The sequence below is a fragment of the Pseudoalteromonas sp. P1-11 genome, from assembly GCF_001399995.1.
Taxonomy (GTDB): domain Bacteria; phylum Pseudomonadota; class Gammaproteobacteria; order Enterobacterales; family Alteromonadaceae; genus Pseudoalteromonas; species Pseudoalteromonas atlantica.
This window is the reverse complement of record NZ_LJSP01000004.1, coordinates 29,184-56,164: the sequence shown is the minus strand read 5'-3', so window position 1 is coordinate 56,164 and position 26,981 is coordinate 29,184. Positions and strand designations below refer to the sequence as shown.

Annotated in this window: 25 protein-coding genes; 7 read left to right on the top strand and 18 right to left on the bottom strand. The window is 38.2% G+C overall.

Features of this window, described 5'->3' with window-relative positions; all coding sequences use genetic code 11:
• Positions 1-2 precede the first annotated feature (2 nt).
• Both AN390_RS08430 and AN390_RS08425 read right to left on the bottom strand, forming a co-directional pair.
• Entirely contained in the window at positions 3-866 is an 864-nt protein-coding gene (locus AN390_RS08430; RefSeq protein WP_036972184.1) for a copper resistance protein B, read from the bottom strand.
• Positions 863-2,686, bottom strand: a complete 1,824-nt coding sequence (locus AN390_RS08425; RefSeq protein WP_024032687.1) for a copper resistance system multicopper oxidase — start codon at positions 2,684-2,686, stop codon at positions 863-865. The genes AN390_RS08430 and AN390_RS08425 overlap by 4 nt, the downstream gene beginning before the upstream one ends.
• Positions 2,687-2,852: 166 nt before the next feature.
• On the opposite strand from AN390_RS08425, the gene AN390_RS08420 reads away from it, so the two are divergent.
• Together AN390_RS08420 and AN390_RS08415 are read left to right on the top strand one after the other, a co-directional pair.
• Positions 2,853-3,539, top strand: a complete 687-nt coding sequence (locus AN390_RS08420; RefSeq protein WP_004588805.1) for a heavy metal response regulator transcription factor — start codon at positions 2,853-2,855, stop codon at positions 3,537-3,539.
• The gene (locus AN390_RS08415; protein ID WP_024601570.1) at positions 3,529-4,926 is read left to right on the top strand and encodes a heavy metal sensor histidine kinase; all 1,398 of its coding nucleotides are present in this window, start codon (positions 3,529-3,531) and stop codon (positions 4,924-4,926) included. Before AN390_RS08420 ends, AN390_RS08415 begins: the two co-directional genes overlap by 11 nt.
• A 421-nt stretch (positions 4,927-5,347) precedes the next feature.
• Here AN390_RS08415 and AN390_RS19875 read toward each other — a convergent pair whose 3' ends face one another.
• The 6 genes from AN390_RS19875 to AN390_RS08390 form a co-directional block, all read right to left on the bottom strand.
• Positions 5,348-5,563, bottom strand: a complete 216-nt coding sequence (locus tag AN390_RS19875; protein WP_076916053.1) for a GDCCVxC domain-containing (seleno)protein — start codon at positions 5,561-5,563, stop codon at positions 5,348-5,350.
• A complete protein-coding gene (gene merC, locus AN390_RS08410; protein WP_024601094.1) occupies positions 5,551-5,940 on the bottom strand; it encodes an organomercurial transporter MerC in 390 nt (129 codons plus the stop codon). The genes AN390_RS19875 and merC overlap by 13 nt, the downstream gene beginning before the upstream one ends.
• Positions 5,941-6,005: 65 nt before the next feature.
• Complete coding sequence (locus AN390_RS08405; protein WP_010557530.1) at positions 6,006-6,383, bottom strand: MerR family transcriptional regulator; 378 nt, start codon at positions 6,381-6,383, stop codon at positions 6,006-6,008.
• Between the two features lie 258 nt (positions 6,384-6,641).
• Positions 6,642-6,968, bottom strand: coding sequence for a hypothetical protein (locus AN390_RS08400; RefSeq protein WP_055011433.1), 327 nt, complete (start codon positions 6,966-6,968; stop codon positions 6,642-6,644).
• Between the two features lie 39 nt (positions 6,969-7,007).
• Positions 7,008-7,232, bottom strand: coding sequence for a hypothetical protein (locus tag AN390_RS08395; protein WP_055011434.1), 225 nt, complete (start codon positions 7,230-7,232; stop codon positions 7,008-7,010).
• Between the two features lie 329 nt (positions 7,233-7,561).
• Positions 7,562-7,885, bottom strand: coding sequence for a hypothetical protein (locus tag AN390_RS08390; RefSeq protein ID WP_054981787.1), 324 nt, complete (start codon positions 7,883-7,885; stop codon positions 7,562-7,564).
• Positions 7,886-8,570: 685 nt separating this feature from the next.
• Here AN390_RS08390 and AN390_RS08385 point away from each other — a divergent pair.
• The 4 genes from AN390_RS08385 to AN390_RS08370 are packed head-to-tail and all read left to right on the top strand — an operon-like array spanning position 8,571 to position 13,481.
• Complete coding sequence (locus tag AN390_RS08385; protein ID WP_055253882.1) at positions 8,571-9,182, top strand: TnsA endonuclease N-terminal domain-containing protein; 612 nt, start codon at positions 8,571-8,573, stop codon at positions 9,180-9,182.
• On the top strand, positions 9,179-11,206 hold the full coding sequence (locus tag AN390_RS08380) for a DDE-type integrase/transposase/recombinase (protein ID WP_055253880.1): 2,028 nt from the start codon (positions 9,179-9,181) through the stop codon (positions 11,204-11,206). The genes AN390_RS08385 and AN390_RS08380 overlap by 4 nt, the downstream gene beginning before the upstream one ends.
• Positions 11,200-12,150: a TniB family NTP-binding protein gene (locus tag AN390_RS08375; protein ID WP_055253878.1), complete on the top strand. Its 951-nt coding sequence runs from the start codon at positions 11,200-11,202 to the stop codon at positions 12,148-12,150. The genes AN390_RS08380 and AN390_RS08375 overlap by 7 nt, the downstream gene beginning before the upstream one ends.
• Positions 12,150-13,481 (top strand): hypothetical protein, encoded by a 1,332-nt coding sequence (locus AN390_RS08370; RefSeq protein ID WP_126009132.1) that lies wholly within the window; start codon positions 12,150-12,152, stop codon positions 13,479-13,481. The genes AN390_RS08375 and AN390_RS08370 overlap by 1 nt, the downstream gene beginning before the upstream one ends.
• Before the next feature lie 1,082 nt (positions 13,482-14,563).
• Here AN390_RS08370 and AN390_RS08365 read toward each other — a convergent pair.
• The 9 genes from AN390_RS08365 to AN390_RS08325 form a co-directional block, all read right to left on the bottom strand.
• Entirely contained in the window at positions 14,564-15,127 is a 564-nt protein-coding gene (locus AN390_RS08365) for a hypothetical protein (protein ID WP_055253875.1), read from the bottom strand.
• A 136-nt stretch (positions 15,128-15,263) separates the two neighbouring features.
• Positions 15,264-15,647, bottom strand: coding sequence for a hypothetical protein (locus AN390_RS08360; protein WP_054981868.1), 384 nt, complete (start codon positions 15,645-15,647; stop codon positions 15,264-15,266).
• A gap of 123 nt (positions 15,648-15,770) precedes the next feature.
• On the bottom strand, positions 15,771-16,166 hold the full coding sequence (locus AN390_RS08355) for a hypothetical protein (RefSeq protein ID WP_055253873.1): 396 nt from the start codon (positions 16,164-16,166) through the stop codon (positions 15,771-15,773).
• Positions 16,167-16,279: 113 nt separating this feature from the next.
• Positions 16,280-16,873, bottom strand: a complete 594-nt coding sequence (locus tag AN390_RS08350; protein ID WP_055253871.1) for a hypothetical protein — start codon at positions 16,871-16,873, stop codon at positions 16,280-16,282.
• Positions 16,874-17,101: 228 nt separating this feature from the next.
• A complete protein-coding gene (locus AN390_RS08345; protein ID WP_055253869.1) occupies positions 17,102-17,905 on the bottom strand; it encodes a type 1 glutamine amidotransferase domain-containing protein in 804 nt (267 codons plus the stop codon).
• 118 nt (positions 17,906-18,023) lie between these two features.
• The gene (locus tag AN390_RS08340) at positions 18,024-18,614 is read right to left on the bottom strand and encodes a hypothetical protein (protein WP_055253867.1); all 591 of its coding nucleotides are present in this window, start codon (positions 18,612-18,614) and stop codon (positions 18,024-18,026) included.
• A gap of 77 nt (positions 18,615-18,691) precedes the next feature.
• A complete protein-coding gene (locus tag AN390_RS08335) occupies positions 18,692-19,210 on the bottom strand; it encodes a DUF6436 domain-containing protein (protein ID WP_055253865.1) in 519 nt (172 codons plus the stop codon).
• Positions 19,194-20,660, bottom strand: coding sequence for a methyl-accepting chemotaxis protein (locus AN390_RS08330; protein WP_055253863.1), 1,467 nt, complete (start codon positions 20,658-20,660; stop codon positions 19,194-19,196). The genes AN390_RS08335 and AN390_RS08330 overlap by 17 nt, the downstream gene beginning before the upstream one ends.
• Before the next feature lie 106 nt (positions 20,661-20,766).
• Complete coding sequence (locus tag AN390_RS08325) at positions 20,767-21,321, bottom strand: hydrolase (RefSeq protein ID WP_055253861.1); 555 nt, start codon at positions 21,319-21,321, stop codon at positions 20,767-20,769.
• Between the two features lie 133 nt (positions 21,322-21,454).
• Between AN390_RS08325 and AN390_RS08320 the strand changes: the two genes are divergently transcribed.
• Positions 21,455-25,990, top strand: coding sequence for an EAL domain-containing protein (locus AN390_RS08320; protein ID WP_164488077.1), 4,536 nt, complete (start codon positions 21,455-21,457; stop codon positions 25,988-25,990).
• Here the strand turns inward: AN390_RS08320 and AN390_RS08315 are convergent.
• Positions 25,987-26,883: a cation diffusion facilitator family transporter gene (locus tag AN390_RS08315; RefSeq protein ID WP_029774437.1), complete on the bottom strand. Its 897-nt coding sequence runs from the start codon at positions 26,881-26,883 to the stop codon at positions 25,987-25,989. The genes AN390_RS08320 and AN390_RS08315 overlap by 4 nt on opposite strands.
• Positions 26,884-26,981 lie beyond the last annotated feature (98 nt).

Here is a 26,981-nt window from a genome sequence, read left to right as displayed (position 1 = left end):
GATTAAAACCAAAATTTAATACCCGCAACAAATGCGGTGTTGTTGCTACTTTGTCCACTTGATGTGGCATAGTCGGCGGTATTGCCAAATTTATTGCCCCATTCAACGCCAATATAGGGCGCAAACTGGCGTGTAAATTCATAACGAACCCTAAAGCCAATCGCGCTGCTTGATAGGCCACTTCCAAGCTCGTTTTGTTTATCGTTTTTGCCATAAAGTGTAATTTCGGCTCGCGGTTGTATAATTAGCTTTTGCGTGAGTAGTAGTTCGTACTCTGCCTCTAACGTAAATGCGGTATTGCCTCGCTCACCTACGTATGCTGTCATATCAAGTTCAAACCAATAAGGGGCTAAACCTTGTAAGCCAAAAGCCAACCATTGCCGATTTTCACCTTCTTTATTGTAATCAAGACGAACACCTGCTTGAGTATCCCAATATGCTGATACGGCGTGACCCCATAAAATATCGGTTTGGTTTTCTTCAATACTTCCTTCGCTGAAATCACCCTCGGTTTTAATTACCAATCGATCAAAGGTAGTGCCGTACCATGCTTGTAAGTCAAATACACCTGCGTTTGCTTGCTCGTTATATTCAAGACGATCGCCTAGTAATGCGTAAAATGGATGCTCATCAGCGAGTGTTAATCGCTCATTGCCCTCAAGCGCATATGGGCCTTCTGTTAAAGTTGTTCCCGCAGAGTAAGCATGGGGGTCTCTTGCATCTTTAGGTGCACTTCCTCCTTGTGGTTGCATCTTAGCGCTATTCATTTGTGCCATTTCACTTTGCGCTAATAAAGGGAAACTAATTAATGAAGCCCCAGTTAACATTAATAAACTAAATGATTTAGATAGTTTTAATTGTTTCATGATACGACTACCTCTCTAAACATGCCGGCATCCATATGGAATAATAAATGGCAATGCCAAGCCCAGCGCCCTACATCGTGAGGGGTGGTTAAAAAGCTGATTCTTTGTGCGGGTTGAACAGGTATTGTATGACGTCGCACTTGCACATCACCTTGCTCGTTTTCTAAATCACTCCACATACCATGCAGATGCATAGGGTGCGTCATCATGGTATCGTTTTGTAAAATAACTCTTAAACGTTGGTTATGCTTCATATGCACTGGCGTGCTTTTACCAAATTCTAAGCCATCAAATGACCAGCTATAACGTTCCATATTTCCGGTTAAATGCAACTCAATTTCAGCTTCTGGCTCTTGCTGGTTAGTGACCCCTTCAAGTGAGTGTAAATCTGCAAGTGTTAAAACACGGCGACCATTTTTACGTAAACCAATACCAGGATCATCAAGATTTGTTCTAGGCATATCAACGCGCATATCAACTGAAGCTCCATACTCCGTTTTGGCATGACGCACTTTAGGGCTGGCAACTGCCAATGGGTTTTCAGACATACCATGTTTGCTATGATCCATCGCCATTGCACCGTGCTCCATAGCGCTATGATCCATTTCTTTAGAGTTCATACCTGACATGCCAGCCATACCTGCCATTGCAGAATGCTCACCGCCGTGGGTCATATTGCCCATCATATCGGTCATCGTTAACCATTCAACAGGGTCAAGTGCAGGTACTGGCGCATCAATATTAGGCGAGCTTGATAAAGTTCCTTTTGCGTAACCAGAGCGATCCATACTTTGAGCAAAAATCGTATAGGCATCATTTTTAGGCTCAACAATTACGTCGTAGGTCTCACCAGGGCCGAATCTAAATTCATCAACTGTCACTGGTTCAACGTTTTGCCCATCAGCTTGTACAACTGTTAGTTTTAGTTCTGGAATACGAACGTCAAAAAAAGTATTGCTTGAGCCATTAATAAACCTAAGTCTTACTTTTTCTCCAACTTTAAACATTCCTCGCCAATTTGACATTGGCGTACTACCGTTCATTAAAAAGGTCATTGCTGATGCAGATAAGTCAGCTAAATCTGTAGGATTCATTCTCATTTGATTCCACATTTTGCGGCGTTGCAAAGCATTCGAAACACCGCTATTTGAAACGTCATCAAAAAATTCTGGAACAGTGGGCTGATTGAAGTTAAATACATCACTCTGTATTTTTAATTTGCGGAACAGCGCCATTGGGTCATCATCAGTCCAATCAGATAATTGAATAACATGCTCGTTATCTGCACTAATAATATCTTTTTCTCGCGGTTCAATAATTAATGCACCGTACATGCCAGTCATTTCTTGAAAGCCACTATGTGAGTGATACCAATATGTACCGCTTTGTTGTAATTTAAATTTATAAACAAAGGTTTCGCCAGGCATAATGCCTTTAAAACTGATACCAGGTACGCCATCCATTTGATACGGTAAAATAATGCCATGCCAATGAATTGAACTCGGTACTGATAACTTATTTGTTACTCTAATAGTAACGTCATCGCCTTCTTTGAGGCGCAAGGTAGGGGCGGGTATAGAGCCATTGATAGTTGTCGCCATACGTACTACGCCAGTAAAGTTAACCGGCGATTCATCTATAACCAGATCAATTACTTTGCCGCTAAGTTCGGGCACAGTGCCTGTTATTGTTCCTGCTACTAAAGATGATGCAGCATGTAATACACTCGGAAAAGCAGCAAGTACACCTCCTGCAATTAAGCCTTGAACAAATCGTCTTCGTGGTGTGCTAACCTGTTGTGATGACTTTTTAAACCCCATTTCCTTACTCCTTCATACCAGAATATGTATTGAGTATAGAAAATAGACCTGTCTTAAACATGACGCGAACATTACAAAGTTGTAATGTTGGTGTCATGTTGCTGTAGTGACAGATACTGCATAATATTTGCAGAGGTAGTTGTTAGGACTTTAATGAAGGAATTGTATGCGCTTATTAGTTGTTGAAGATGAATCAAAGACAGGAGATTATTTAAAACAGGGGCTAAGTGAAGCTGGTTTTCAGGTTTCTTTGGCGCGCAATGGACTTGACGGTCATCACCTAGCAATGACCGACTTATTTGATGTAATAATACTTGATGTCATGTTACCTGACGTATCCGGTTGGAAAATTTTACAGTCGCTACGTGAAGCAGATAACAAAACCCCAGTACTATTTTTATCTGCTCGCGATAGTATAGACGATAGAGTAAAGGGGCTCGAACTTGGTGCTGATGACTATTTAATAAAGCCTTTTGCTTTTGCTGAAGTTTTAGCAAGAGTACGCACTCTTATTCGCCGTGGTGTAGTACAAACAGTTGACGATATACTGATAGTTGCTGATTTAGAAATGGATATTCCAAAGCGAAAAATACAACGTGCAGGCAAGCGTATTTTATTGAGTAATAAAGAGTTTAGCTTACTTGAACTATTGTTACGGCGCGAAGGTGAAGTACTGCCACGTTCGTTAATTGCTTCTCAAGTATGGGATATGAATTTTGATAGCGACACCAATGTGATTGATGTTGCCATTCGTAGGCTAAGAGCAAAAGTTGATGATGACTTTACTGTTAAATTAATTCATACGGTTCGTGGTATGGGCTATAAATTAGAGGTTGAAACTGATGGCTATTAAGTCACGGCCTTTATCACTTACGATGCGTGTTGTGTTGTTTGTCGCTGTAACCGTTATTGCGTGCTTAACTTTAGTTGCCACCTTAATAAATAGTTCGATAAAACATCATTTTTTCCAGCAAGATAGTAGTGAACTGCATGTTATTAATCAATCTATTGAATTAGTTTTAAGACAACAGTATAAATCAAACCTGAAACTTAAAAATGAATTATCTAACGCTGTAGCGGGTCATCACGGTGTTTACTATCAGGTAAATACCGCAAAAGGAGAGCTCATTTTTCAAAGTTCTGAACGAGATTTTAGTGATTTTGTAATGAGTGCTAATGCTTCAGCTGGCTTTAACCGTAACAACATTACCTCATGGCAAAATGATACCCACACCTACCGAGCTCTGGTGAGTAATTTAAGTACTGGGCAACAGCAATACAAAATTACTACAGCGATAGACATGAGCTTTCATTTACACTTTCTCAATCAATTTCAACAAAGTCTTTGGGCTATTATGTTTGGCTCTGCGGTACTCATTTTATTGGTGGCTTGGTTTGCTATACATCAAGGATTGAACCCTTTACGAGGTTTGAGTCAGAAAATGCATGACATCCAAACTAATAAGATGGATGTAAGGCTTGATGAAAATAAAGTGCCTATTGAGCTTGTTAATATGGTGCAGTCGTTTAACTCGATGCTCGACAGGCTCCAAGGTGAATTTATTCGTTTATCAAATTTCTCTAGTGATATTGCGCATGAGTTACGTACTCCACTAACAAATATAATCACTCAAACACAGGTTGGTTTATCTAAAAAAAGACAGTTGTTAGAGTATCAAGAATTATTGTTTTCTAATCTAGAAGAGCTGGAACGACTAACTAAGATGGTTAGTGATATGCTTTGGCTTGCAAAAACTCAGAATGGACTGGTTAAACCCGTTCAAAATACTCTAAAAAGCCATGATGAAATTGAAGCATTATTTGAGTACTTTGATGCTTTGGCTGAAGACTCATTGATTACATTTAAGAAAAAAGGTCAAAACCTTTGTTTTTATTGTGACAAATTACACTTTCGCCAATTATTATCAAACCTCCTATCCAATGCAATAAGGTATGCCCCAAAAGGCTCATCAATCACAGTAAATAGTGAAATATTTACCGCTGATAAAATATGTATTTCAGTGATTAATACTGGGGAGAGAATACCTTCTGAGCATTTACCTTATTTATTTGACCGCTTTTATCGACCCGATAAATCGCGCCAACGACACAGCGATGGAGCTGGTTTAGGGCTTGCAATAGTTAAAGCTCTAGCGCAAGCAAACGGTGGAAATATAGAGGTCAGTTCAAATAATCAAACTACCAGCTTTAAAGTTTTTCTAAATTTAGCTAAAAGCTAATTATTAAATTTAATAACCCAATGTTTGCTTGTACCTCTAGACTTCCCAGCTTTCATTAAACACCGGTTTATAAACTTAAAGTACAAAACGGAAGTAAACTTCCGGTTTCTAACCCAATATTGCTATATTTCGGAAGCAAACTTCCGTTTATAGGAATTCAAAGGTAGTTATCGGAAATATACTTCTGTTTTTGAAAGCGTTGGCCTAGATAGCTATATGAGCCATTTTTCGGGGTCTTATTTGAGCGAAAAGCGGAGGGTCGGGTAAACTCGTTTTTGGACAAAAATGAGTTAGAGCTGAAGGACGGCTCTGTGCCAAAAGCAGCCCTTGAGTGACTTAGTGATAAAGGCTGCAATGATACGATTGCTGACATTTCACTATTTCTTTTTATGCCTTCTCATTGCCATTAATAGACTGTCATTTAGCTATCGCAACAACTTTGACCTTCTTGAATTGGCGGGCATTTCACTGTTCCATAAGAGCAATATACGCAACAATCGCCTTTCAAAGGCTTTAGGAGAACTTTGCAAGATTCACATTCATAATACCACTGGCAAGCGTTGGTTGGCATTTCTTCAGTTTTACTGAAGCCACACTCAGGGCAAGTAATGGTAGAATTTAACTCTATACTTTGCATGTTTGCTCCTTCAAAGGTTTAACAATGTCTAATACGGACATTACAATCATCAAACAAATACCTACATAAAACAAATAAGTGCTCCATTCGTATTGCCATAGTGGATAGAGGGTTAACAAAACCGCTATAGGGCCAATAACCCCAAGAATACCTCTCGCATGATTTTGGTTTTTATACCAGTTATACAAATTTACCAACAATGCCAGAGTTGCAAATATAGGTAACAAGGTATTTACAGCAATTCCCTCAAAGTGAGAGAGAAAGCCTAATCCTAATGCTGATGCTAACGAGCCGAGTGCGGGGAAGCACCCCGTACAACTAAGAGCCGCAAGCCAAACACCACCTGAGCTAACTTTATCTAAAATCTTATTAATCATTTTTAACGTCTAACATTATTTGAATGATTTGAGTATGAACTCCGTAGGTAGGTACGGAGTCAATACTATTTTAGCGAATCGATTATTGGGCAGTGGGATTGATCGTTATTGTTGCGGCATGAATTAGTCATTTCTTTTATGACGACTTCTAAGCGTTGAAGGTCAGCTATCTTATTTTGAATTACGTTCAATTTCAGCAAGCCTAGGGATTCTACTTTGGCACAATCGCCATCCATTGACATCAATGAAGCCACTTCTTTTAGAGTAAAGCCAAGTGCTTTGGCCTTACAGATGAATTGTAATTGTTTGGTGATTGAGTCGTCATAGACACGATAACCATTTTGAGGTTTTTGAGGCTGTTTTATCAAGCCTTCCCGCTCATAAAACCGTATAGTTTCTACGCCTATATCAAGTTCTTTAGCCAACTTGCCTATTGTTTTCATCGTCCAACCATAAAATCAACTTTAATCATGACATTAGTATATCAATACGAAGTAAAATTGCTCGAACTACAATGACTGGTTTTCACTAAAAGCTGCCCTTAGAGCATTTACGTTAACTCGTCTTGGGGCAGAAATGAGTTAAATCGGAAAGGCAGCTCATGGCACAAATGCGTCTGTTCGATTTGGTTGACTCTATTTGTTCAAATCTGACAGTTTTGGTTAGGTCTTATTAAATGAATTCATTCCGCGCTTATCTTGTTAAGCAAAAATGCTAACTAAATCACTATTAAAAGAAAGTCCGCTTAAGTTATTTTCATTAATCAGAGATTTAAACTCAGCATTGCAATAAAGTGCTGTCCCGCCTTGAATGCATGATTTGAAAACAAGATGTTTGTCTGATTTAAATGATAAGGATTTGAGGCCATCCTCAATACCATTCAGGTAAGCCTTTTCAGTAAGAAATTCGTCTTCTTCTTCGAAAACGAGTGGATTAAATAAAATTAGCTCTTTATCACACCTAAGCGGTATAAATTCCCCGTAAACTTGCAGATAGTTCCCTAGGGCAATATACGCTTTATGGTTCAAAACAAGGTAATTCGAAAATAAGTTTACGTCGTAGGCTTGCTATAAAGCTTCTTTTTCAACTTTGCAGCTAAATCCGTTTTTGACTATATCCGTTATTCTAGTTTTGCCGCTTGGAAAGCCAATCTTGGCTAATATTACTGCTTCTTTATAACTGAGGTTATTTTCTTCGGCAATTTGGTCTGCCATCGATACGATATCTAGGTCAATTATATCGTATGTTCTATCTGGTTTGTGCAATTTATAAATATCGAGTTCCTTTCCCATAAGTAATCCTTTGTGAAGTAATATTTGTGCTTATTAAAGATTAATGAAGCCAGAATATCAACTCCTTCGGCAACGCAAGCAGAACCTCATTGGATACTAGCCAAATTTTATTAGGCTGGATTACTAAAGGAGTGCGCGTTAGTTATACCTATACTCTATTCATTTATTAGCTTTTACTGTATTCATTTATTAGCTTTTAATGTAAAACTAGCAACATTTACAAAATACAGATTCTCATCTTTGCCTACCAAAGCCCCTAGGTATCTACCGTAATGTAGAGCTCATGACCTTTAAAAGTAAAATAGACAGATTAGAAGGCGCTAATCGCCTTATTTATCTTCCATAATATCTTTAAGTGCAATGCGCTTTAGCTTAGTACCATCGCGATACCCTTTTACTAACAATTCATCTAATACAGCGCCGGTGTAAAAGGTATAGCCATTTTCTTCATCAACGGGAAGCTCATAAACAGAGCCTGATATTTGAGGCCAAATCCAATAATTCCCACAGGCTGATAAGTGGGGTAGAACCATTGAACCTGAGCTTACTCTCCATTCATCATCATTTTTCCACGAACAAAACAACACATAGCAGGGTTTGCTATCAATAGTTTGAAACGTTAAAACAACCCACCCTTCTGGCTTGTGTTTCATATGTCACTCCATCTTGTTTACAAAAAAATTTAAGCCTCCATTAACCTTAACTTAATAAACAAGAACACCCCCTCTTTTTTCTTAAAAAACACAAAAAATAAAAATACTTAAATTAACCTAGAATTAATATCGTTGGCATTTTATGAATTTTAAAACCCAAATCAAAGACACTTAAAGAAGATGGCGAGAGGTCTGACCAGTTTAACCTTCTCTATTTCTGTAATATCTGCAATCATAGTGACTGCCTTATGAAAAGCATCAACTTTGCTGGGTCCAGGTGTGAAATTTTAAATTTAAGCTTTTGGGGGTAGCGCGGAATATTAATTACGCTTTGGGTGTTTTACTTGAACATAACAACGTCATGTTAAACACAAACATAAAACCGGTTTGGATAAGGTAAAAACAACTCGAGAAACCTTCACAGTACTTTAAAGATAAATTTTTTTTGAGAATAAATAATTTGCTCGTAGAAAAAACATTGAACTTAACTTTTGAATTTTAAAGTGAGATTAACCCTTGAAAATAAAACAAAATTTTCAGTGGCTCCAAGGATTGATAAGCCTAATTATGACGAAAGGAATAATGTAAAAATGCTTACCAAGAACAACTATTCTAAAGATAAACCTTTTAATTTATCACCCATTATCTATAGTGTAAAGACATTTATTTTTTGGGAGGTAAAATTATGACCGTTACAAAGACGAACGCTAACGTTCACAGAGGTCGATTTGTTATACGATTTTACTCCCATAAAAATCAGTGCGCACTTAATCCCGAGTCATTTCAGGAGCTGATCCTGGCTTTTAAACTGGAATGTGACCCTAATGTGAAGCTGTTTGCCACCCAGCCTGAGCAAATAGAAGTGACTATAGACAAAAAAGTTTACCGCTATACACCCGACTTCTTAGTCCTATATCATTCTGGCTTCGCTGAATATATTGAAGTTCATCATGAGTCTCAGGTTGATAAAGAGTATCACTCGAAAATTCATCTTTTTAATGAGTACACCCGAAAAAAAGCACAAATAGGTTTACGGTTAATCATCGTCGATAAGCTCAATACTATCTTTATGGCGAACCTGAATCTGATAACAATGTATTACTCGGAGCATTCATTCCCATTAACAATGCTGCCTGATGGAGATTTAACCTTTGGTCAACTCATCGAATGCTTGGAGGGTATAGCTAAAAACCCAGTGTCAGAGGCTTATGGACTAATTGCATCAAATGTATATAAATTCGATATGGAGAAGCCGTTAAACGCCTCTACTACATTGATGCGAGGTCACCTCAAATGATCGGATATGCTACGGGCACTGACTTGACTAATAAGTACGGTAACGTTGAATCTATTGCGTTTGTTGACAGTACATCAATACTCCTTTCCGGTGATGGTATAGAGACTAAGAAGCGCCTATTACCTCGAGACGACTTTGAGAAATCAATTGATGATCAGGGCTTTATATTAAGAAACGCACAGTATCAACATATTGAACTAACAGAATATCAAAAGTTAACGGTTACATCACGATTGATTTATCAATCTATCTTGAAAGAACTGGTTAGTGAAGGATACCCTGCTACAACCAAGAAGACATATGATGAGCTCATCAAACGAGTCGAGAGTCAACATCCTGCAACTATTGCCACAAAACACCCGCAATGGAAAACGGTATGTCGCCATTGGCGCGTATGGGTTCAATCAGATTTTAATGATGAGGCGCTTGCGGGAGTGAAGCGTAATAGGCCTATACGGCTAAATGCGGCCACTGAGGCTTTCATACAGCACTACATCGCTACCGTCTATTCGTGTAATAACTCTGCTTTCAAAGGCGCATATTACAGTAACTATAAACGAGAAGCGCAAGAAGCTAGCTTGAAAAATAATGAGATTCAAATCGCATCACAACGCACCTTTTACCGCCGGTTACAAGAGCTTACTGATGCCGAAAAACTTGCTAATTTTAAAGGCCTTTCACAAGCGGAAATCAATAAGCGACTAACAACGCTACGTAAACGAATAAAAACCTATTACGCAATGCAGCGCGTTGAATGCGACCGTGTTGTGCTAAATATGTGTTTAATTGACGACAAAACAGGTCTTCCGACACCGCCTATTTCTTTGTATGTAGCAATAGACGTATACACACGCGCACCTATCTCTGTGGTGCTTAGCTTTGAACCTGAAAACTCTGCCGGTGGGCTTAACCTTTTACGTCAAATATTTATGGCGGATAGTAATCTTACAATGAATGGACGCAAACCGACTACATTGATTATGGATAATGGCCCAGGGTTTAATAATCGTTTGATAAAAAAGGCTGCGGAGCGACTTGAGTTAAATATTCATTATACACCATCAAATCAACCTGCTAAAAAGCCATTCATTGAGTCATTTTTTAATGTATTAAGAGATCACTTTTTTTCGGGTATGAAGATTGAAACACAAAGTGGTGAGACGAGTATTGGATTTCAAAGTTATTCAGGAAAACGTACTAACCCGAACTCACTCGACACAATTCCATTAGCTAAACGTGCGGATATAAAGGTATCTGATTTTACAAAGCTACTGAATATATTTTTGACAGAATACATGCACAAACACCATAAACAGGCTGGCCATACGCCTATCAAAAAATGGAATCAGTCCATTATTGATACGCCTATGCCTTCATTCACATATGATCAGCTACAACATTGCTTCCACGTGTCCAGAGCCCAGGCCTCACATAAATTACAGCAACGTGGAACTATCAGATGTTTAGGTCAAGATTATTACAGTGATGAGCTAAAACAACTATACGCGGCTACTAAAACAGACATGGAGCTGGGTGAAAACCCCTCTGTTTATGTGTTTCATGACGACCTAGATGCCAGAAAAGTAACAGTTCAAGCAACACTGCCTGGCGAGAACAATCCTGTGGAAATAGTGGCTGATAATATTGACCATCATGATACTAAACTACCAGTCAGCTTTGCTGAACTAAATGGCAATCAAACTCTGACCCAACTCGGAATATATACAGAAACTTTCTCCCATACTCCTACTGGTCACTATGTCGGTGAAATAACTGAATTCGTAAAGCAAAAGCCCAAACGCAAACAGCACAGAGGCCCAAAGGTAGCGTCTTTCAATAAAAATACGAAAGAGAACTTATCCATTGTAGAGCGAATAAAAAAATCTCATAAAGTGAATGAACTTAAATCACAGATATCGCACTCAGGTGAACAAGATACCTACGCAGATACGATAGTGAGCAAAACCAGAGAAATGGCCTCTACCCGTTATAATGATGATGAAGGAAATGAAAAACAATGGTAACTATGCCCAGTACAATTTTCGCATGTGACATACAAATGAAGATATGGCAGAGGATAGCGGAAATCCACAATATGTATCACGTACCTTCAGAGGATAAACGAGCTCAACTTATTTATGGTGCCTCGGGTGCTGGCAAGACGTATATATTAAAGCAGTATCACGCTCAGTTTTTACCTGTTACTAAGCCAGAAAAAACGACAAAACCAATCTTTTATGTCGCTTTTAAGGAGTTTAAAAAAAGTACTGCAGAGATAACTCGATTTTTAATTTCAGAGCTAGACGGAACAACACAAAATTCTCGCACTACTGCAGCTGAATTGGATGCCCAACTTATCTCACTTCTCAAAGGCCTAGAAGTGGAGCTAATCATTCTTGATGAAATTCAGAATATTGCCTCAAGTTATGATGGGATAGAGTTTCAACGAATTATTAAATATTTTTGCTATCTGATCGATAGCAACAAGATCCGTTGTTCGATTATTTTCGCCGGTACAAGCAGTGCTAAGCGCCTTATTACATTTGGTAGAACCGCCGGTAAATTTGACGATGACGAGCAGATGTCTCGTCGACAAATGCGCCCCATTGAAATTAAGCCAATCCTTCCTAAAACGAAAAACTGGATTGCCTGTTGTAATTGGTTCATTCAACAAGTTGGGTTGCCAAATTTAACAAAGGATGAGCACAGTGAGCTACTTGATCGTATTTACCTTGCGTACAGTGAGCACACCATGAGTACAATGCGCGATTTATTTTTACGTAATAACACACGAAATGCAAAAAACTATGATCAGCTTATAGAAGCCTTATTTGAAAACTTTGAGAAATATGCAATTGGGGCTGTCAATCCATTTGATTATGAACTTTTAACAAAAAAACAATTAGATGCATATCTAAATGAGCAAGATAAAAACCTTAGAAGTCAGTTCTATTCGGGGTTATGCTAATGCGTTTCCCAATAAAACCCTCTTACTATGAAGCGGAGTCAGGTATTGGTTATGTACTTCGTTTACTTAAAAGAAATGGCATACAATCAGAATCTCGCGTACTCAATAAGGCTATGCTAACCAGTATCATCAAAGGTAGATCAACAAAGAACGGACTCCTTGATCACCTTATTCCTATAACTCGCACTTTATCATCATTAAAGATAAAGTGCTGGACACATGCGAGATTGCTAACGCCACAAGTTTGTCCAGATTGTGTTAACCAATATGGGTATTTTAGGGCCCAGTGGCAAAATCCATTTTTACGACACTGTATTATTCATGAGTGTGCCCTGTTATCCGAATGCCCTCATTGCAATTCACCGCTGCAATTTACCATTAATCTTCTAAATGGCCGCTGCACATCACCTTTGTGCGGCTTACGCTTAACGCATATGCCATTGAATAATCAATTAAAATCACCTGAACAAGTCCACGATGCATACCTCATAGCTAAAGTGATAGTTGACGATAGTAATACACGAACGAGTTTCCCACCAAAGGAGATTACCTCCACATTATTAAATAGAGCGGCTGATATTCTTAATAACCCAGATAGTGCTAGAGTATTCTTAAGTGAAAGGGCTAAACGTGTACCAACAGATCTACCGTTGAACATTGAGTTTCACAAAATTGAAATTATTGTTCAGAATTTGCTATGTGAATGGGGGTCATTATCCACACTATATGAAATGTATAATAGCGAGTATATTCGTTCAAAAGCTCCCATAACTCAGCTTTGGTTTGAAGCTCAAACAGCCTCCTCTATAATTGGGGTAACGTTTAAACAAATCGCTCTTTTAGTCGAAGTTGGATTGATAAGAACTGATTCAAAAAAGGCCTTAAGAACAGATACTCGCGTTGAAATATCAGGTGTTTATACCTTTTTAGCCGAGTTCAGCCACAATAAAGATTACGTCCCCCTTTCTGAGCTACGTCGCTTTATGGCTCTTCATAATATCTGTATAACTGATGTACTGATAGCTGCTAAAAATAAAGAATTATCAATAACATACAAACCTTCATTAGACTTAATGCATTCCATACACGTTTTGCCTGAAGCATTCGATACCTTTTGTAAATTACATACTCAACTTATAAGAGATAAAACGATGTCCGTTGCAAACGTAGCTGAAGTCACCGGTATACCAAAGGTAGAACTAATGAGGTTGATTAATACCGGTAAGCTCAGGCCCGTTTACATTCATGGCAATAATTCAAAACGTATACTTAATTGTGATACTTTGAAGTTGGCGAAAACGCAAAACAAACAGCTATCACTCGACATTTAGTACTTTGTAATTTCAACTTTAATTTTTAGGCCGAGACATGTTCTCGGCCTATGCTTTATTAATAACAATACCGGCAGTTCACTAAAACTAATCGACTGAATATCAATAAGTTTAACTTTCCCTTTTTTAATAAAAGTTTAGTAATTTCATCCATAACTAAACCTAAATCAAACCAAATTTGAATTAACTCAACATTACAAATGAAGTTTCGCATATCTGCATTTTAACTTTCACTTAAATGGCTTCATTTCTCTTTATCCTAAAAATCCATTTTCTAATCGATTTACTACACTTTTACTAAGTAAATATTAGCGTATAGTGTTCGCCACTAATTTACCGAATACAGAATCTACTTAATTATGTGCTCATTAAAATCAAGTCAGAGTTCTTCAGTGGCAGAATGAGAATCTGCAAGGCAGAATGAGAACTTTTTGGCTGGATGAGAATTTGTGTTGGGGCAGTTTTTAGCTATAAATAATTCTCAATTTAAGAGGCGCAGTACCGATAAAGAACACAAGCTAAGTTATTGTTTTGAAATCTTATTACATGGCTGAGATTCTCAAGTTATATGGCGCCGATCAAAAATTGATCAGTGCCACTTAAGTCGAGAATTCACGGCGCGTTGAGAACTTGTTGATTTATAATGAAATATGGCACTTAAATTGAGATTTATTAACTAAATTACACTCTAAAAATAATTATGTTTTTTATTAGGTAAATTTCACAAACAATGAGAAATCGCTTGAAAACGTCTATTAAAGTAAGTGCTTTGAAGTGATAATTTGACTATCTATTATACGAAAGCTAATCGGGTTTACTTCGAGGTAGAGTTTATTTAGGCCGATGCTTTGCGGAGTATCGACAGCGCATCTTTATTTTTCATTACATAAAGAACTTCTATTCTTGGTCAGTTATAGCCGTGGATTGCATCACTCAATAATTACCGGCGGCCTGCTATGTGCCATTTCCGGACGTTCGTAACACCCAAATAACAGGCTAAGTAATGGTTGGCTAAAATTGTGGAGCGAAGCGAAACGTAGCCAACTGTTACGTTTCCTTGCGAATATTCTTGTTAGGCTAAACTACTGCGGTTGAGTCCTAACAACTTTAATAAATCGCAAAACGAATGGTTTTATACATGCGTGAGCAAACAACGAAATTGCTCCTATTACTAATATGCCTATAAGTGGAATTATTGCGCCAGTAAAAACTATTGCACCAAATACATAGCCAAAAATACATTCCGATCTGTATATGGGGAGGAGCAACCCGACTACTAGCAAGCCTAAAGACAAGTATATTGCAACGTTTTCGTAGCCGATACTAAAGCTGAATGACTGTACAAAACTTAAAATCAGCATGCCGAAAAAACCAATAAGTATTCCGCTTGAAATTTTTTCTTTTACTGGTGAATCACCAGATTGAAAAATTGTACGTTTTTCTATGCGCGCTATAGAAAGCCACGCTAAGAATGGGAGAATTAATAGCCCCCACCAGTTTGATATTGCAGGATAATCAGAATGGTGCATTAAGTGATGGCTCAATATTCCCCCATTTAAATGCTCCCACCACAGGTGTCCAGCTACGAATAATACGGTAATTGCAATTACGTAGTATTTCAATTTTTTTAACTGATTTTCAGTCATGTTTATCCTCGGAGTACGATGGTCGAAATATATAGCCTAACTTTTAAATAAGGGGCGCAGGCTTGTGGGGCATAATGGCGAAGCCGCCCCGCATGAATGCGTCCCAGCGAACGAAGTGAGTGACTTAATTTTTTTGTTATGTGCCATTAACCGATTTAGCCACAACAAACCCACTGAAACCTATGGCCGACTCAATATACCAGCCACTGTAATTATTACTTTGAAGATAATTTACTGTAGTTTCAATATCATCTTTCCAAATATCGACGCCAAAATGTCGATTCCAATTTTGGACATTCTCTTTTTCGTTTTCGAAGAGAGAGCTAATCGGCACATTTTCAATGTCTGTGATAATCGAATATGCAGTGTGGACGAAATGATAAATAGCTACTTCGGTGAAGGTGATTTCCGAAAAATCAGTTTCTTTGCCGGGGTAACCGAAGCCCAAATATAACTTTACAGTTTTGCCGTGGTCGCTTACTTCGTACTTTTGAAGATGATAATCGTGAAATCTCAACATTGCCTCTTTAGCTTCCCTGGCACATAACTTTTAAATAAGGGGCGCAGGCATGTGGGGCATAATGGCGAAGCCGCCCCACGTGTATGCGTCCCAGCGAACGAAGTGAGTGACTTAATTTTTTTGTTAGGTGCCATAATACCGCCGAACTTCATTGCATGAAAAAAGATAGACCGCAGCGGCAACAGGAACAATTAAGAAAAATACTAATGCGTAAAAATCTCTTTCTTCTACCGCTGGCATAGAAACTGCGATAGCTAAGGCGAAGCAATAGAAATGTCGAGAGTACTTTTGTTTTAAAAGAATCGATACGCCAGAGAGTGGTACTAAAAGACCGATTATAATTAACGGCACGCCAAAACCACGCTTCCATATTTCATTAAATTTTAGAACTTCACCATTGTACGTAAAAGTACCAAACATTCCGGGAACCGTGGCTTTCAAAAAAAGAAATATAAAGAAAATTGCCATTCCCGTTAAAAATTTTAAAACAGGCGGCATTTCTTTAAATGATGCATACATACTTTGGCACCTAACGCCCGCCTAACACGCAATGTGTTGGCATGGCTTTTTGCGTTGTTTGCCAAAACCATGACAACTTAACATTGTCGGAGTTTAGGCGCTTGTTAGCCACTTTATCTAATTTGAGAGACAATACTTTCCAAGATCTTTTTAATCGCATTATCTCTCGCCACTAAACCGTTACATTCATCCATTCCTTGAGGGCACGTTGGTATTTCAGCAGCTCTTGCTGAATATTGCTTGCCATCTATGCTTCCCTCAAAAGTACCTATTAGCATGTTTTGTCGTTCGGGATTTTCTTCAAATGTATACATAGTAAACCTGTCCGTAGCCTCATTACATTCAAAGGCTGACCAAATTGGGCCTCTATAGATGTTACCTTCACGAAGTTGATATTGCATGTTGTTATAGATAACGAAGGTATCGATCACTAAATCTTGAGTTTCGGGGAAATTCTTTGAAATTTGTGATTTTAAGAATTCAACCTTATTCGGTATTGTCCACTCATCACCAAGCCGTTGAATTCCATAGTCACAATTAGTGATTATGTACGAAAGCATTTCAGTTTCTTTTTGATTCTGAGACCGATTATCAGTAACAACTAATTTTGCGTTCGTAGTAGGTTGGATATCAAGTTTTGTCGGTTGAAAACTTACACATCCAGTTGTGGCAAACGCTATAGCTAATAAAAAAATATATTTGTGCAAACTTCAAAACTCCATTTGGAATTTAATAGTGCGCTCATCGCGCATATTTCTGCCGACTTAACGCTCATTTATCTACTTTATTTAGTTTTAACAAATAACCTAAAGCATTACTACCACTAAGCTTTTTAAAGCTTTAAAGTAAAGTTTAATAGAACAATATGCGCGCGTCGCTTATTTTCATGAATATACGCGCAAAGAGCAGTTTGACCAACCAAGTAACTACGATTTTTAGCCAACCTCAACGTCTGCTGATCGCTCTTTGCCGAAGTTCGTCGAAGTGCCTTTAAATTTGTTTAACATTATCATTTCTTTTGCAACGAGAGCAGCTGAAGGTAGAAACATTGTTGATATAATTCGTTGATCTGTTATAACCGCATTTTTATCTTTTAATGTTTGCTTATTTTGAGCTATAGCGCCATTCTTATTAAGTTGATTTTCAATAAGAAATGGTAAGAGAGTTCCTTGCTTCGCCCACGATTTAGAAGTTTCAGTGGAGTTAGGAAAGCCAGCTACTTTCTTACCTTTAACCAAAAACTGCCCATTAGATAAAGTAACGTTAGCTATACCTGCAGAGCCGTGGCCACCAACACCAATAATACCGCGAGACTCATATATACGGCTTATAATGGAATGAATTGCCTTGTTATTTGCCACATCAAACATTACTCCGTAGCCACCGCCAATAAATACCCCCCAATAGTCATTAGGATCTATTTGAGAAGGCGTGAATGAACTGTTCGCTTTTTCTAAGAAGCCTTCATATTTGATGGTATAACTACTTATACCCAAAGGATCCATCATAAACTCAACGTTTCCACCTTTTGGTGATACGAAGTCGACTTCAAACCCATGACTAACAAAAACATGGTATGGAGGAGCAAATTCCCATAAATTATTTCTAGCATCATGCTTTTCCGGATCGCCCATATCTACCTTGTTCGATGCTATAATTAGTACTTTCTTAGTTGGCTCTGCCACAGCATTTGTTACAAGCAAGAGAGCTGACAGTAAAATACTGGTTAAATATTTCATTATTTTCCTGATTGGTTAATTAAGATCATTACTTCGACGATCAAAATGAGTAAAAGGTTTAAATGCTCAAATATTCTGTTCACTTAACAATTTAATACTGTATCCATCCTGCACTTCTCTATGCTGTTTCTATTTCATGAAAGTACAACCCTTTTATCCCATGTTCTTGAACGATGCTATATAAACTATTTTTAGTATCTGTAGTAAAATATCGAAACCCAGCTTCTCGTACTCTAAATAATTCAGGACTTTCAATCGCACTCTTATCGAATACCATCTTTTTGAACTTTCTAATTCTACTCGGTTTGCCATTTTTAATATTTCGGATGGAGTGTTCTTCACTAAGGGCTTTGTCAAAGCCTACAACATTAAATGCAAACCACTTCTCACCTTTTAAATTGCATTCAAGCAGCTCAACATTGTTGCTAAAATCGTTTAAGAATAGCGGCGAATATTTAGGGGATACTACAATTGTTGAGGCACCCAAACCGGCTATATCAGGTTTTTTTAAATTTTGCTGAGCAGCACTAGGCTCTAGCAACCAATCAACGCCCAACTCTCTCCAATTGTCTCTCATGCTCATACCGTCGAACATTAACAACTGGCCCTCGGTCAATTGAATTGTTTGTTCGCCCCCCGTTTCATTAAGTAAGAGAAACTCATCAAGCTCGACACTCACACTGTATACTTTATTAAATTTGTCTGTCATTAAGCATTACCTTGAGTCAATAATGAAATACGTTTTTGAAATTGAAAATCTAGGAAGCGATTCATTATTCACTAATATTAAGCAGTGCAGTAACAACCACTGGTTTTATTAAGTAACAGTTCGCTGTTAAATCCAGCTACAAGATTATTTATAACCGTTTCAACAAAACCACTGCCCTGCGCGCAGCCAAGCCCTTGAGAAAGTGGGCCGGCATAAACAAAGTCACCTTTATCGTTAATCACCACGGCAGCTGGTGTAGCAGGGAGCAGTATTTGTAAAGAGGCTGTTTGCTCAATATTGATAAGCGTAATATTTTGCGCTTTAGAAAACGCAGCTAACTGTTTTAAATGAGGCTGGGCTTGCTTGGTGCAGCCACAGTCAGGGTCAGTAACGATAATCAATGAATTATGCTTTGCAGCTGTAAACCCTATGTGTTGTTTAAATTGAGTAAACCACCCTGGTTGCTCAAGCACGCCATAGCTGTCAAAAACGCGCAACTGATTATATTGATAATAAACTAAACCAGAAACCGTCAATACTAACCACAGAGCAATCACTGCACTCGTTTTAATATGTGAGTTACTTAAATTTAGCAATGCTTTGCTCTAATACCGCAATGCTTACGTCGATCATTTGTACTTTAGCGGTTAGTTTTTCTACCACTTTGGTATCTTGATATTGGCTTTGCTGCATTTGTTCTGTGCTAGAAGCTATTTGTTTTGTGTTTACAGCTTGCTCAGCAACAACTTGCGCTACAGAGTGAGTACTCTGGCTGACAGCTTTTATTTGCTCACTCATGGCGCTTATGTTTTCTTTCATGGTGGTGCTGATATGCGTTAAATCAACAACAAAATCGACACACTGGCTCATAGATTGGGTTGACGTTTTACTGTTTGTAACTAAATCTTTTAATGTTAAAGCAATTTTATCTGTCGTGGCTTTACTGCTTGTAGCAAGCGTTCTGACTTCATCGGCTACAACTGCAAACCCACGTCCATGCTCACCCGCTCTTGCGGCTTCAATGGCTGCGTTAAGCGCAAGTAAGTTAGTTTGCTCTGCAATGCCTGATATTTCATTCAACAACCCTGATATTACATCGCCAGCGGCCACCAAATGATTTATTTGCTCTTCTGTATGATTAAGTAAATTAAGTAGTTCCGTGCTTTTAGTGTCTGTTTGCATAACGTCATTTAAGGCACTATTTGCAGCTTGAGTAATGTTATCTACCTGCTGCTTTAATACTTCACTTTCATGCTCAACTAAGCTAAAACCCTGTGCAACTTGAGCACCAGAGTCTGCTATATCATTAGTTTGTTGCTTTCTTTGCTCTGCCCCGCTTGCTAGCTCATCGTGTACGTTTATTAATTGCTGCGAATTTTGCTGCAGTGAAAGAGACTGCGTTTGCACTTGCCTAATTACATCTGATAAATAACCCAATAAAGTATTAAATCCTGCTACTGCATTGCTATTTTTATCATCGGCCCTAAGCGAAAGCTGTATATGCTCAGGGTCTTGCATAATGGCTTCGGTCGCTTTGGTTAAAGACACGGCAGCTCGGCGCTCTTGTTGTAGAGTTTTAGCAATATAGCCTGCTACAAACACTTCTACTATTGCATAGCCGGCATGTATAAGCACCGTAGTAAACGCCAGTCTGTCAGGGTCAAATACATAAAAACCGGTGTTTTGTGTTTGTAAAAAGTAAAAGCTTAAATGATGAACGGCCACAAAAATAATGGCCGTAATAAACACCTGCCACTGTACAAACATAATCAACATGGCCATTAAGATGAATATTTCGAAGTGTACTTCTATTAACCCAAAGGCTTGTTGTATGTGCAAAAAAGAAAACATCATAATTGCCGCAGCAACAACATGACCTGTGATTGGGTTATTTTGCTGAGTTTTAAGTAACCATATAGGCATTAAGCTTAAAGGTAGGCCGACTATAAATGCTTGTGTAAGTGTCCCAAAGTACAAGCCTAGGGCGATAGACTCTACAAACAAAACAATGAATATTATGGTGAATAAACGACTTACACTATTCATAAATACCTTTAATTATTAAAATTTTTTTAAACAAAATCAGGGGTTGTACGTATTAGCTAATAATTACGACCACATTTAATTATCAATATAGCCTAGCTTGCCAACTTTACTTAATAATTGATAAAACCGCTTTAAACTCAGGTAATGCTGCGTTTTTTGTCCACTGAAAAATGATACTTTCTACGCTTGTAATTATTGCCCCTGCCTGTTGTAACTGCTCTAGAGCTAGCGATTTATGCATCGTATTTCGTGAACCCACAGCATCTGCCGCTACATGCACCTCAAATCCTTGGGCTATTAAATCTAAGCAGGTTTGTAAAACACATACATGCGCCTCTGTGCCTATTACTATAATTTGTGAACGCGTAAGCTTTGTAAACACAGCATTAAATGCAGGCTCATTACACGCACTAAAATGTGTTTTTTCAACAGTCTGTGCGTTTATAAGGGTGTTTTTTAAAAGCCTGTTTGTACCACCAAGCCCTTGAGGATATTGTTCAGTCACTATGCTAGGAATTTTAAAAAGGGCGCTTACTTTGGCAATTTTTATTGCCCACTCTAGTAAATCAGAAAATTCGCTAATAGCGGGAGAAAGCTTATCTTGAATATCTATCACTAATAACACGCTGTTATCTGCAGATAAATTTTTGTGACTAACCATAACACCCCGTTTTTAAGTAATTATAATTAGTAAGCGTAGCTTAAATGGTTATAAATAACTAAATTAGTGCTTTAATTTAGTTGTTATAAGTTGTAATCCACATTTTAAAAAATGTGCTATATTTAACTTTTATATGTATATCCCCTGCCCTAGAGCGAGTTTATTAGTGCGATTGAGTATTTTGTTTTTTCTCTTCACCACTGTATGTTTTCTTTGTATTACTAGCGTATCGGCCTCCACAAATTATGCTCAACAATTACAACGAATATCTACCGATGAAGGTTTATCCCAAAATTACGTAACTAAAATTTTGCAAGACGATTTAGGTTATATTTGGATAGCTACAGCGCAAGGGCTTAATCGATTTGATGGCTACACGGTAACCCCTTTTGATGGCGGATTTACCCTTAACGAAAACTTCATCACTACACTATTTAAAACGCATGCAGGCAATATAATTGTTTCTACTGAGCTTGCCGGTGCCTATTTAGTTAACCCAAAAACGTTAACTACTCGTAATATATTTTCGGGCAATCTTGCAGGTAATACAGCTAGTTTCGCTTCTATTGAAGCGATAGCCCAACACCAAGATACCTTTTACCTTGCCATTTTAAACAACGTGTATTCACTTAACTCTAAAACAAATTCACTTACTTTAGAGTTTACTATAGGCAATGAAAACAGCGTGGTGCGCGCATTAAAATATTACAAAAACACGCTATTTATAGGCACACAAACGGGTTTATTTAGCTACGACCTAAAAACAGAGTCATTAACCCCTCTTAATTTACATACTCCCGATAAACAAACAGTCGATAACAGTAATGTTAAGTTTTTATCTGTAGACCCCGCGCTAGGATTATTAGTTGGCACCGTTGAGGGCATGTACGCGTTAAGTTTAAATAGCTCAGCAGGAGCAGCTGCAGATAAAAGCACTAAAAGCGTGATTGCTGATTACAATATTTGGGATTACAGCAATACACCCTATGGCGAATTTATTGCCACAGAGCATGGCTTGTTCGAATTTAACCGAGAAAAGGGCACCACTGAGTTAATTCTTAGCTTTGATCAAAGTAAATTTAATATTACCGAAAATACTATTAACGATTTAATGGTCGACTCAAGTGGCGTGTTTTGGCTGGCGTCGCGCACTCAAGGCGTGCTTACTTGGTCAATAAACACACGGCGTTTTAACAAAATCACCCTACCCGAAAACAACTATATAAACAGTATTTACCAAGACGATGATTTATCTATGTGGTACGGCACCGACAATGGCCTTGCTCATGTAAATGCTAAAAACAAAACAACCTACTACCTAACCTCGCAAGACCCTAAAGCGGTTTATGGCGAATACGCTATTTTTGCAATTAATAAAGCGCATTTAGATTCCACTTCGCGGTATTTATGGCTAACGGGGTACTACAGTTTAATTTTATTTGACAAAGAAACAGGCACTGCCGTTGCCAAAAAAGATTTAAATAACGCACTGTCTGAAGGTGCGGTTATTTATGGTTTGTCTGAGGTAGCCCCCGACACATTCGCTTTTTATAATGATCACAGTTTTTATGTTTATAATGGTAAAGCAGGCTTAACGCGCGAAATTAACGGGTTAAAACAACATGTAAACCCTTTAGAGGCCTATACTTTTCATCGACCTTTTGATGATTACCCAAATGAGTTTGTATTAAGTACAACTACCCACTTTTACCGGTTTAACGAGCAAACAAACACCCTTACTACTATTTATAAAACCAGCAAAAAAGACAGCCAAAATTACCACACAGTCGAAAACTGGTTAGCTGACAAAAACAATATTTTATGGTTAGCAACAACCAGCGAAGGCTTAGTGGGTATTGATGCGCAGAGCTTGGAAAAAAAGCACCACTTTAACGTAAGTAACGCCTTAAAAACGCAGTCTATTTATTCACTTATTAGCGATGAGTATGGTTATTTATGGTTTAGCAGTAAAAATGGGTTGTACCGCTTAAATACCGATACGTTAAGACTGCGAGTTTTTACAGTAAAAGATGGTTTAACGGTTAATTTATTTAGCACTTTAGGGGCAATTACGCTTAAAAATAACAATGTAATGTTTGGCAGCAGTTATGGTGCAATTTCGTTTAACCCCGCTGAGTTTTTACAGCAAAGCACGCAAACAACAACCTCAATAACCGATATAACTTTAATGTCGCGCGATTTAGACTATCAGCCAAATCAGTTTGCCACCTCTGCATTGCAATTAACACATGAAGATATGGGTTTGGAGGTCAGCTTTTCTAATTTTGATTTTCAAAATAGCGCGGAAACACGTTACAAAATTACGCTTCAAGGACCTACTTCGCTAGAGTATGATGATTTAAAAGCAAACAAAATATTTTTTACAAAGCTACCACCAGGTAATTATCAATTAAAGGCCAGCGCGTATAATTTTAATAGTGCGACCGAGTCAAAGCCGGCGCTGTTAAATTTTAATGTGGCATACGCGCCTTGGAAGTCTCCTTATGCGTATGCGGCTTATATTTTAATTATTATAACTGTGCTGTGTTTACTGTTTTGGCAATACAGAAGCAGACAGCTAGCCATAGCTAATGCGCAAAAAGCGACTATACACTCGCAAAAACAAACCGAGCTTGCGCTCAGTAACAATAAAAGTGGCATTTGGGATTACCATTACAGCGACGATTCGGTAAATACAAACCGGGGGAGTGAGCTTGGGTATACTAATTTGCCAAACCGTATTCCATTAAAACATTATTTAGCTTTAATTCACCCTGAAGACAAACCACGGGTTATTTCGCACTGGTTAAATTTTACCAAACAAAAAAAGCATGAGCATTGGCAAGCAACTTACAGGTTAAAGCATAAGCTTGGCCATTGGTTGTGGTATCAAGATTTAGGGCAAATTATTTATGACGAGCAAACAAATAAACCGGTATCTGTATCTGGCATATATACCAACATAACAGAGCAACGTGCCAATGAGCAGCAAGCCAACATTTTAGGTGAGGCGTTTGGGCAAATAAACGACTGGCTGCTTATTCTAGATAATAATTTGGTGCCGGTTTCTGCAAATAACAGTTTTATAAAAACCTTTTCGCAAACTCATAAACATCCGCTTAGCTTAAAAGTGTTTGTTAATGCGATAGGTAAAACGCAATGTAAAAGCTATGCCAGCACATTAAAAAGCTTAACAGCAAAACAAAATTGGAGAACTGATGCCGTTATTAAAACTGCAACTAACCCGCACCACCCCATACATATAAGTGCCACTGCAATCGCTAAAGATACACATAGCATAAGTTACTATGTGATTGTTATTTCGGATTTAACCGAGCAAAAAAAGGCAGAAGACGAGCTGCGTTATTTAGCCAATTTCGATCCCCTTACACAATTGCCTAACCGCAGTTTAATGCATCAAAAAATTGGTAAATCGATTAAAAAAGCTCACCAACAGCTCACTCAAAGCGCTTTACTATTTATAGATTTAGACAAATTTAAACCGGTAAACGACACATTTGGCCACGCAGTGGGAGATCAACTACTGTGTAATATTACCCAAAGAGTGAGCGCTATGTTGCCAAGTAATGCCACGCTTGGCCGCCAAAGCGGTGACGAATTTTTAGTGCTTATTGATAACGTAGAAGACATAGCCGCACTAAATAACATAGTCAAAAGTATCAGTTCAGAACTTGCCAATAAGGTCATTATCGAAGATTTTTCTATTAATATATCAGCCAGTATTGGCGTGGCTCTATACCCATTTGATGCCAGCTCGACCGATTTACTGATCAGAAACGCCGATGTAGCCATGATGCATGCAAAGCAAGCTGGCCGAAACGGGTTTAAGTTTTTTAACGACTCGATGAACGAGCAAATAAAACAAAAGCTCATCCTCGAAAACGATTTAAAAGATGCCGCGAAAGATAATCTATTATTTAATCATTACCAACCCATAATAGACACGCACGCACAAACAATAAATGGGGTTGAGTTACTTATGCGCTGGGAAAATAACGGCCAATTTGTCTCGCCGGCTTTATTTATCCCTATTGCTGAAGAAACAGGCCTGATAGAAGCATTAACTGAGCAAGCTTTAGAACGCGCGCTAATTGATCTAGCCCCTACATTGGCCAGCAACCCATTGTTTTATATTTCACTTAACTTGTCGCCAAAGCACATCTTAAGGACGAATATAGCAACCAAGCTGACCAATATATTAAAACAGCATCAAATGAGCCCAGTGCAACTGCGCCTAGAAATAACAGAAAACATACTGCTAGAAGACAAGCAAAAAGCCGCAAAGCAACTACAAAAGTTAAAATCGGCTGGTTTTAAGCTGTTACTCGATGATTTTGGCACCGGCTACTCATCACTTACTTATTTGAGCCAGTTCCCTATTGATGTCATTAAAATAGATCAAAGCTTTGTTAACAGCATTGGGATTGATAAAAGTGATGAGTCGATCATCAAAACCATTTACACTTTAGCTCAAAACTTAGCGCTTTATTGCATAGCCGAAGGCGTTGAAACTAAGCAACAAAAAGCCTTTTTAGAAGGGTTGGGTTGTCATGTTTTACAAGGTTATTATTTTGCAAAACCAATGCGGGCAGAGCAATTACAAAACCCCGAAACACATGAGCATATTCACACTTTAATAAAAAGTTAGCTATGAATATGCTGGCATTCGTGGCTTTCTATTTGTAGTACGCTGCTTTTAACATTAAAACGCGCAGCGAGAAGTTTTTCTATTTTTAAGCGGCAGGCTTCATCGTGCTTTTCAATTGTACAATGCTCTTTTAACACCACGTGAGCGCCGACAATAATATCGCTGTCTTTGCGCGAGACCGTCACATTATGTACGTTATGCACATGCTCTAAATCGGTAATTGACTGCTCAATATCCTTCACTTTAGGCAACTTAGCGTTATTAAAGAACAGCCCTTTAATACAGCTCGTGATCACTTTACCACCGGTAAATAACACAAACGAGGCAATTAGCATGCTCGATAAAATATCAATAATGCTCCAGCCCGTAAAATAAATAAGTACGCCAGCTATAAACGTAGAAATGGTCGATATAATGTCAAAAAACGAATGTAAAAATACAGCGTACACATTAATGCTTGCTTTGCGGCCTTTATAAAGTACCCACGCTGCAGCACCATGAAATAAAAACCCCACAGAGGCAATACTCGACATTAAAAAGCTGTTTATTGCTAAATCATGGCCATCGTTATGATGGGAAATTCTCTCTACACCTTCATATAAAATAACGGAGCTTATCGCCAAATACAGTAAACCATTAATTAAACCACCAATGAGCTCAGCGCGTTGATAGCCATCGTTATAGGTTTTAGCAAAATGAATTGCTAAGCTTGAGGCAATAAGGGCAATAAATAGCGAGCTATTATGCACAAATAAGTGCCCTGCATCGGCAAGTACAGCAAGCGAATTAGCGTAATAAGCGCCAATTACCTGAATTACCATAAATGAACATGTTATCGCTAAAGCGATAAGTAACCGACGACGAGACGCCTGGTGTGTAGTGATTTCTGTCATGAAATGCTTGAAAAACCTATACTTAAAATGCAAATAAGCCGTCAGGTGGCTTAGAGTAGAAAAGGGTAATGATATACAGTAGCAATTGTAATACGAAG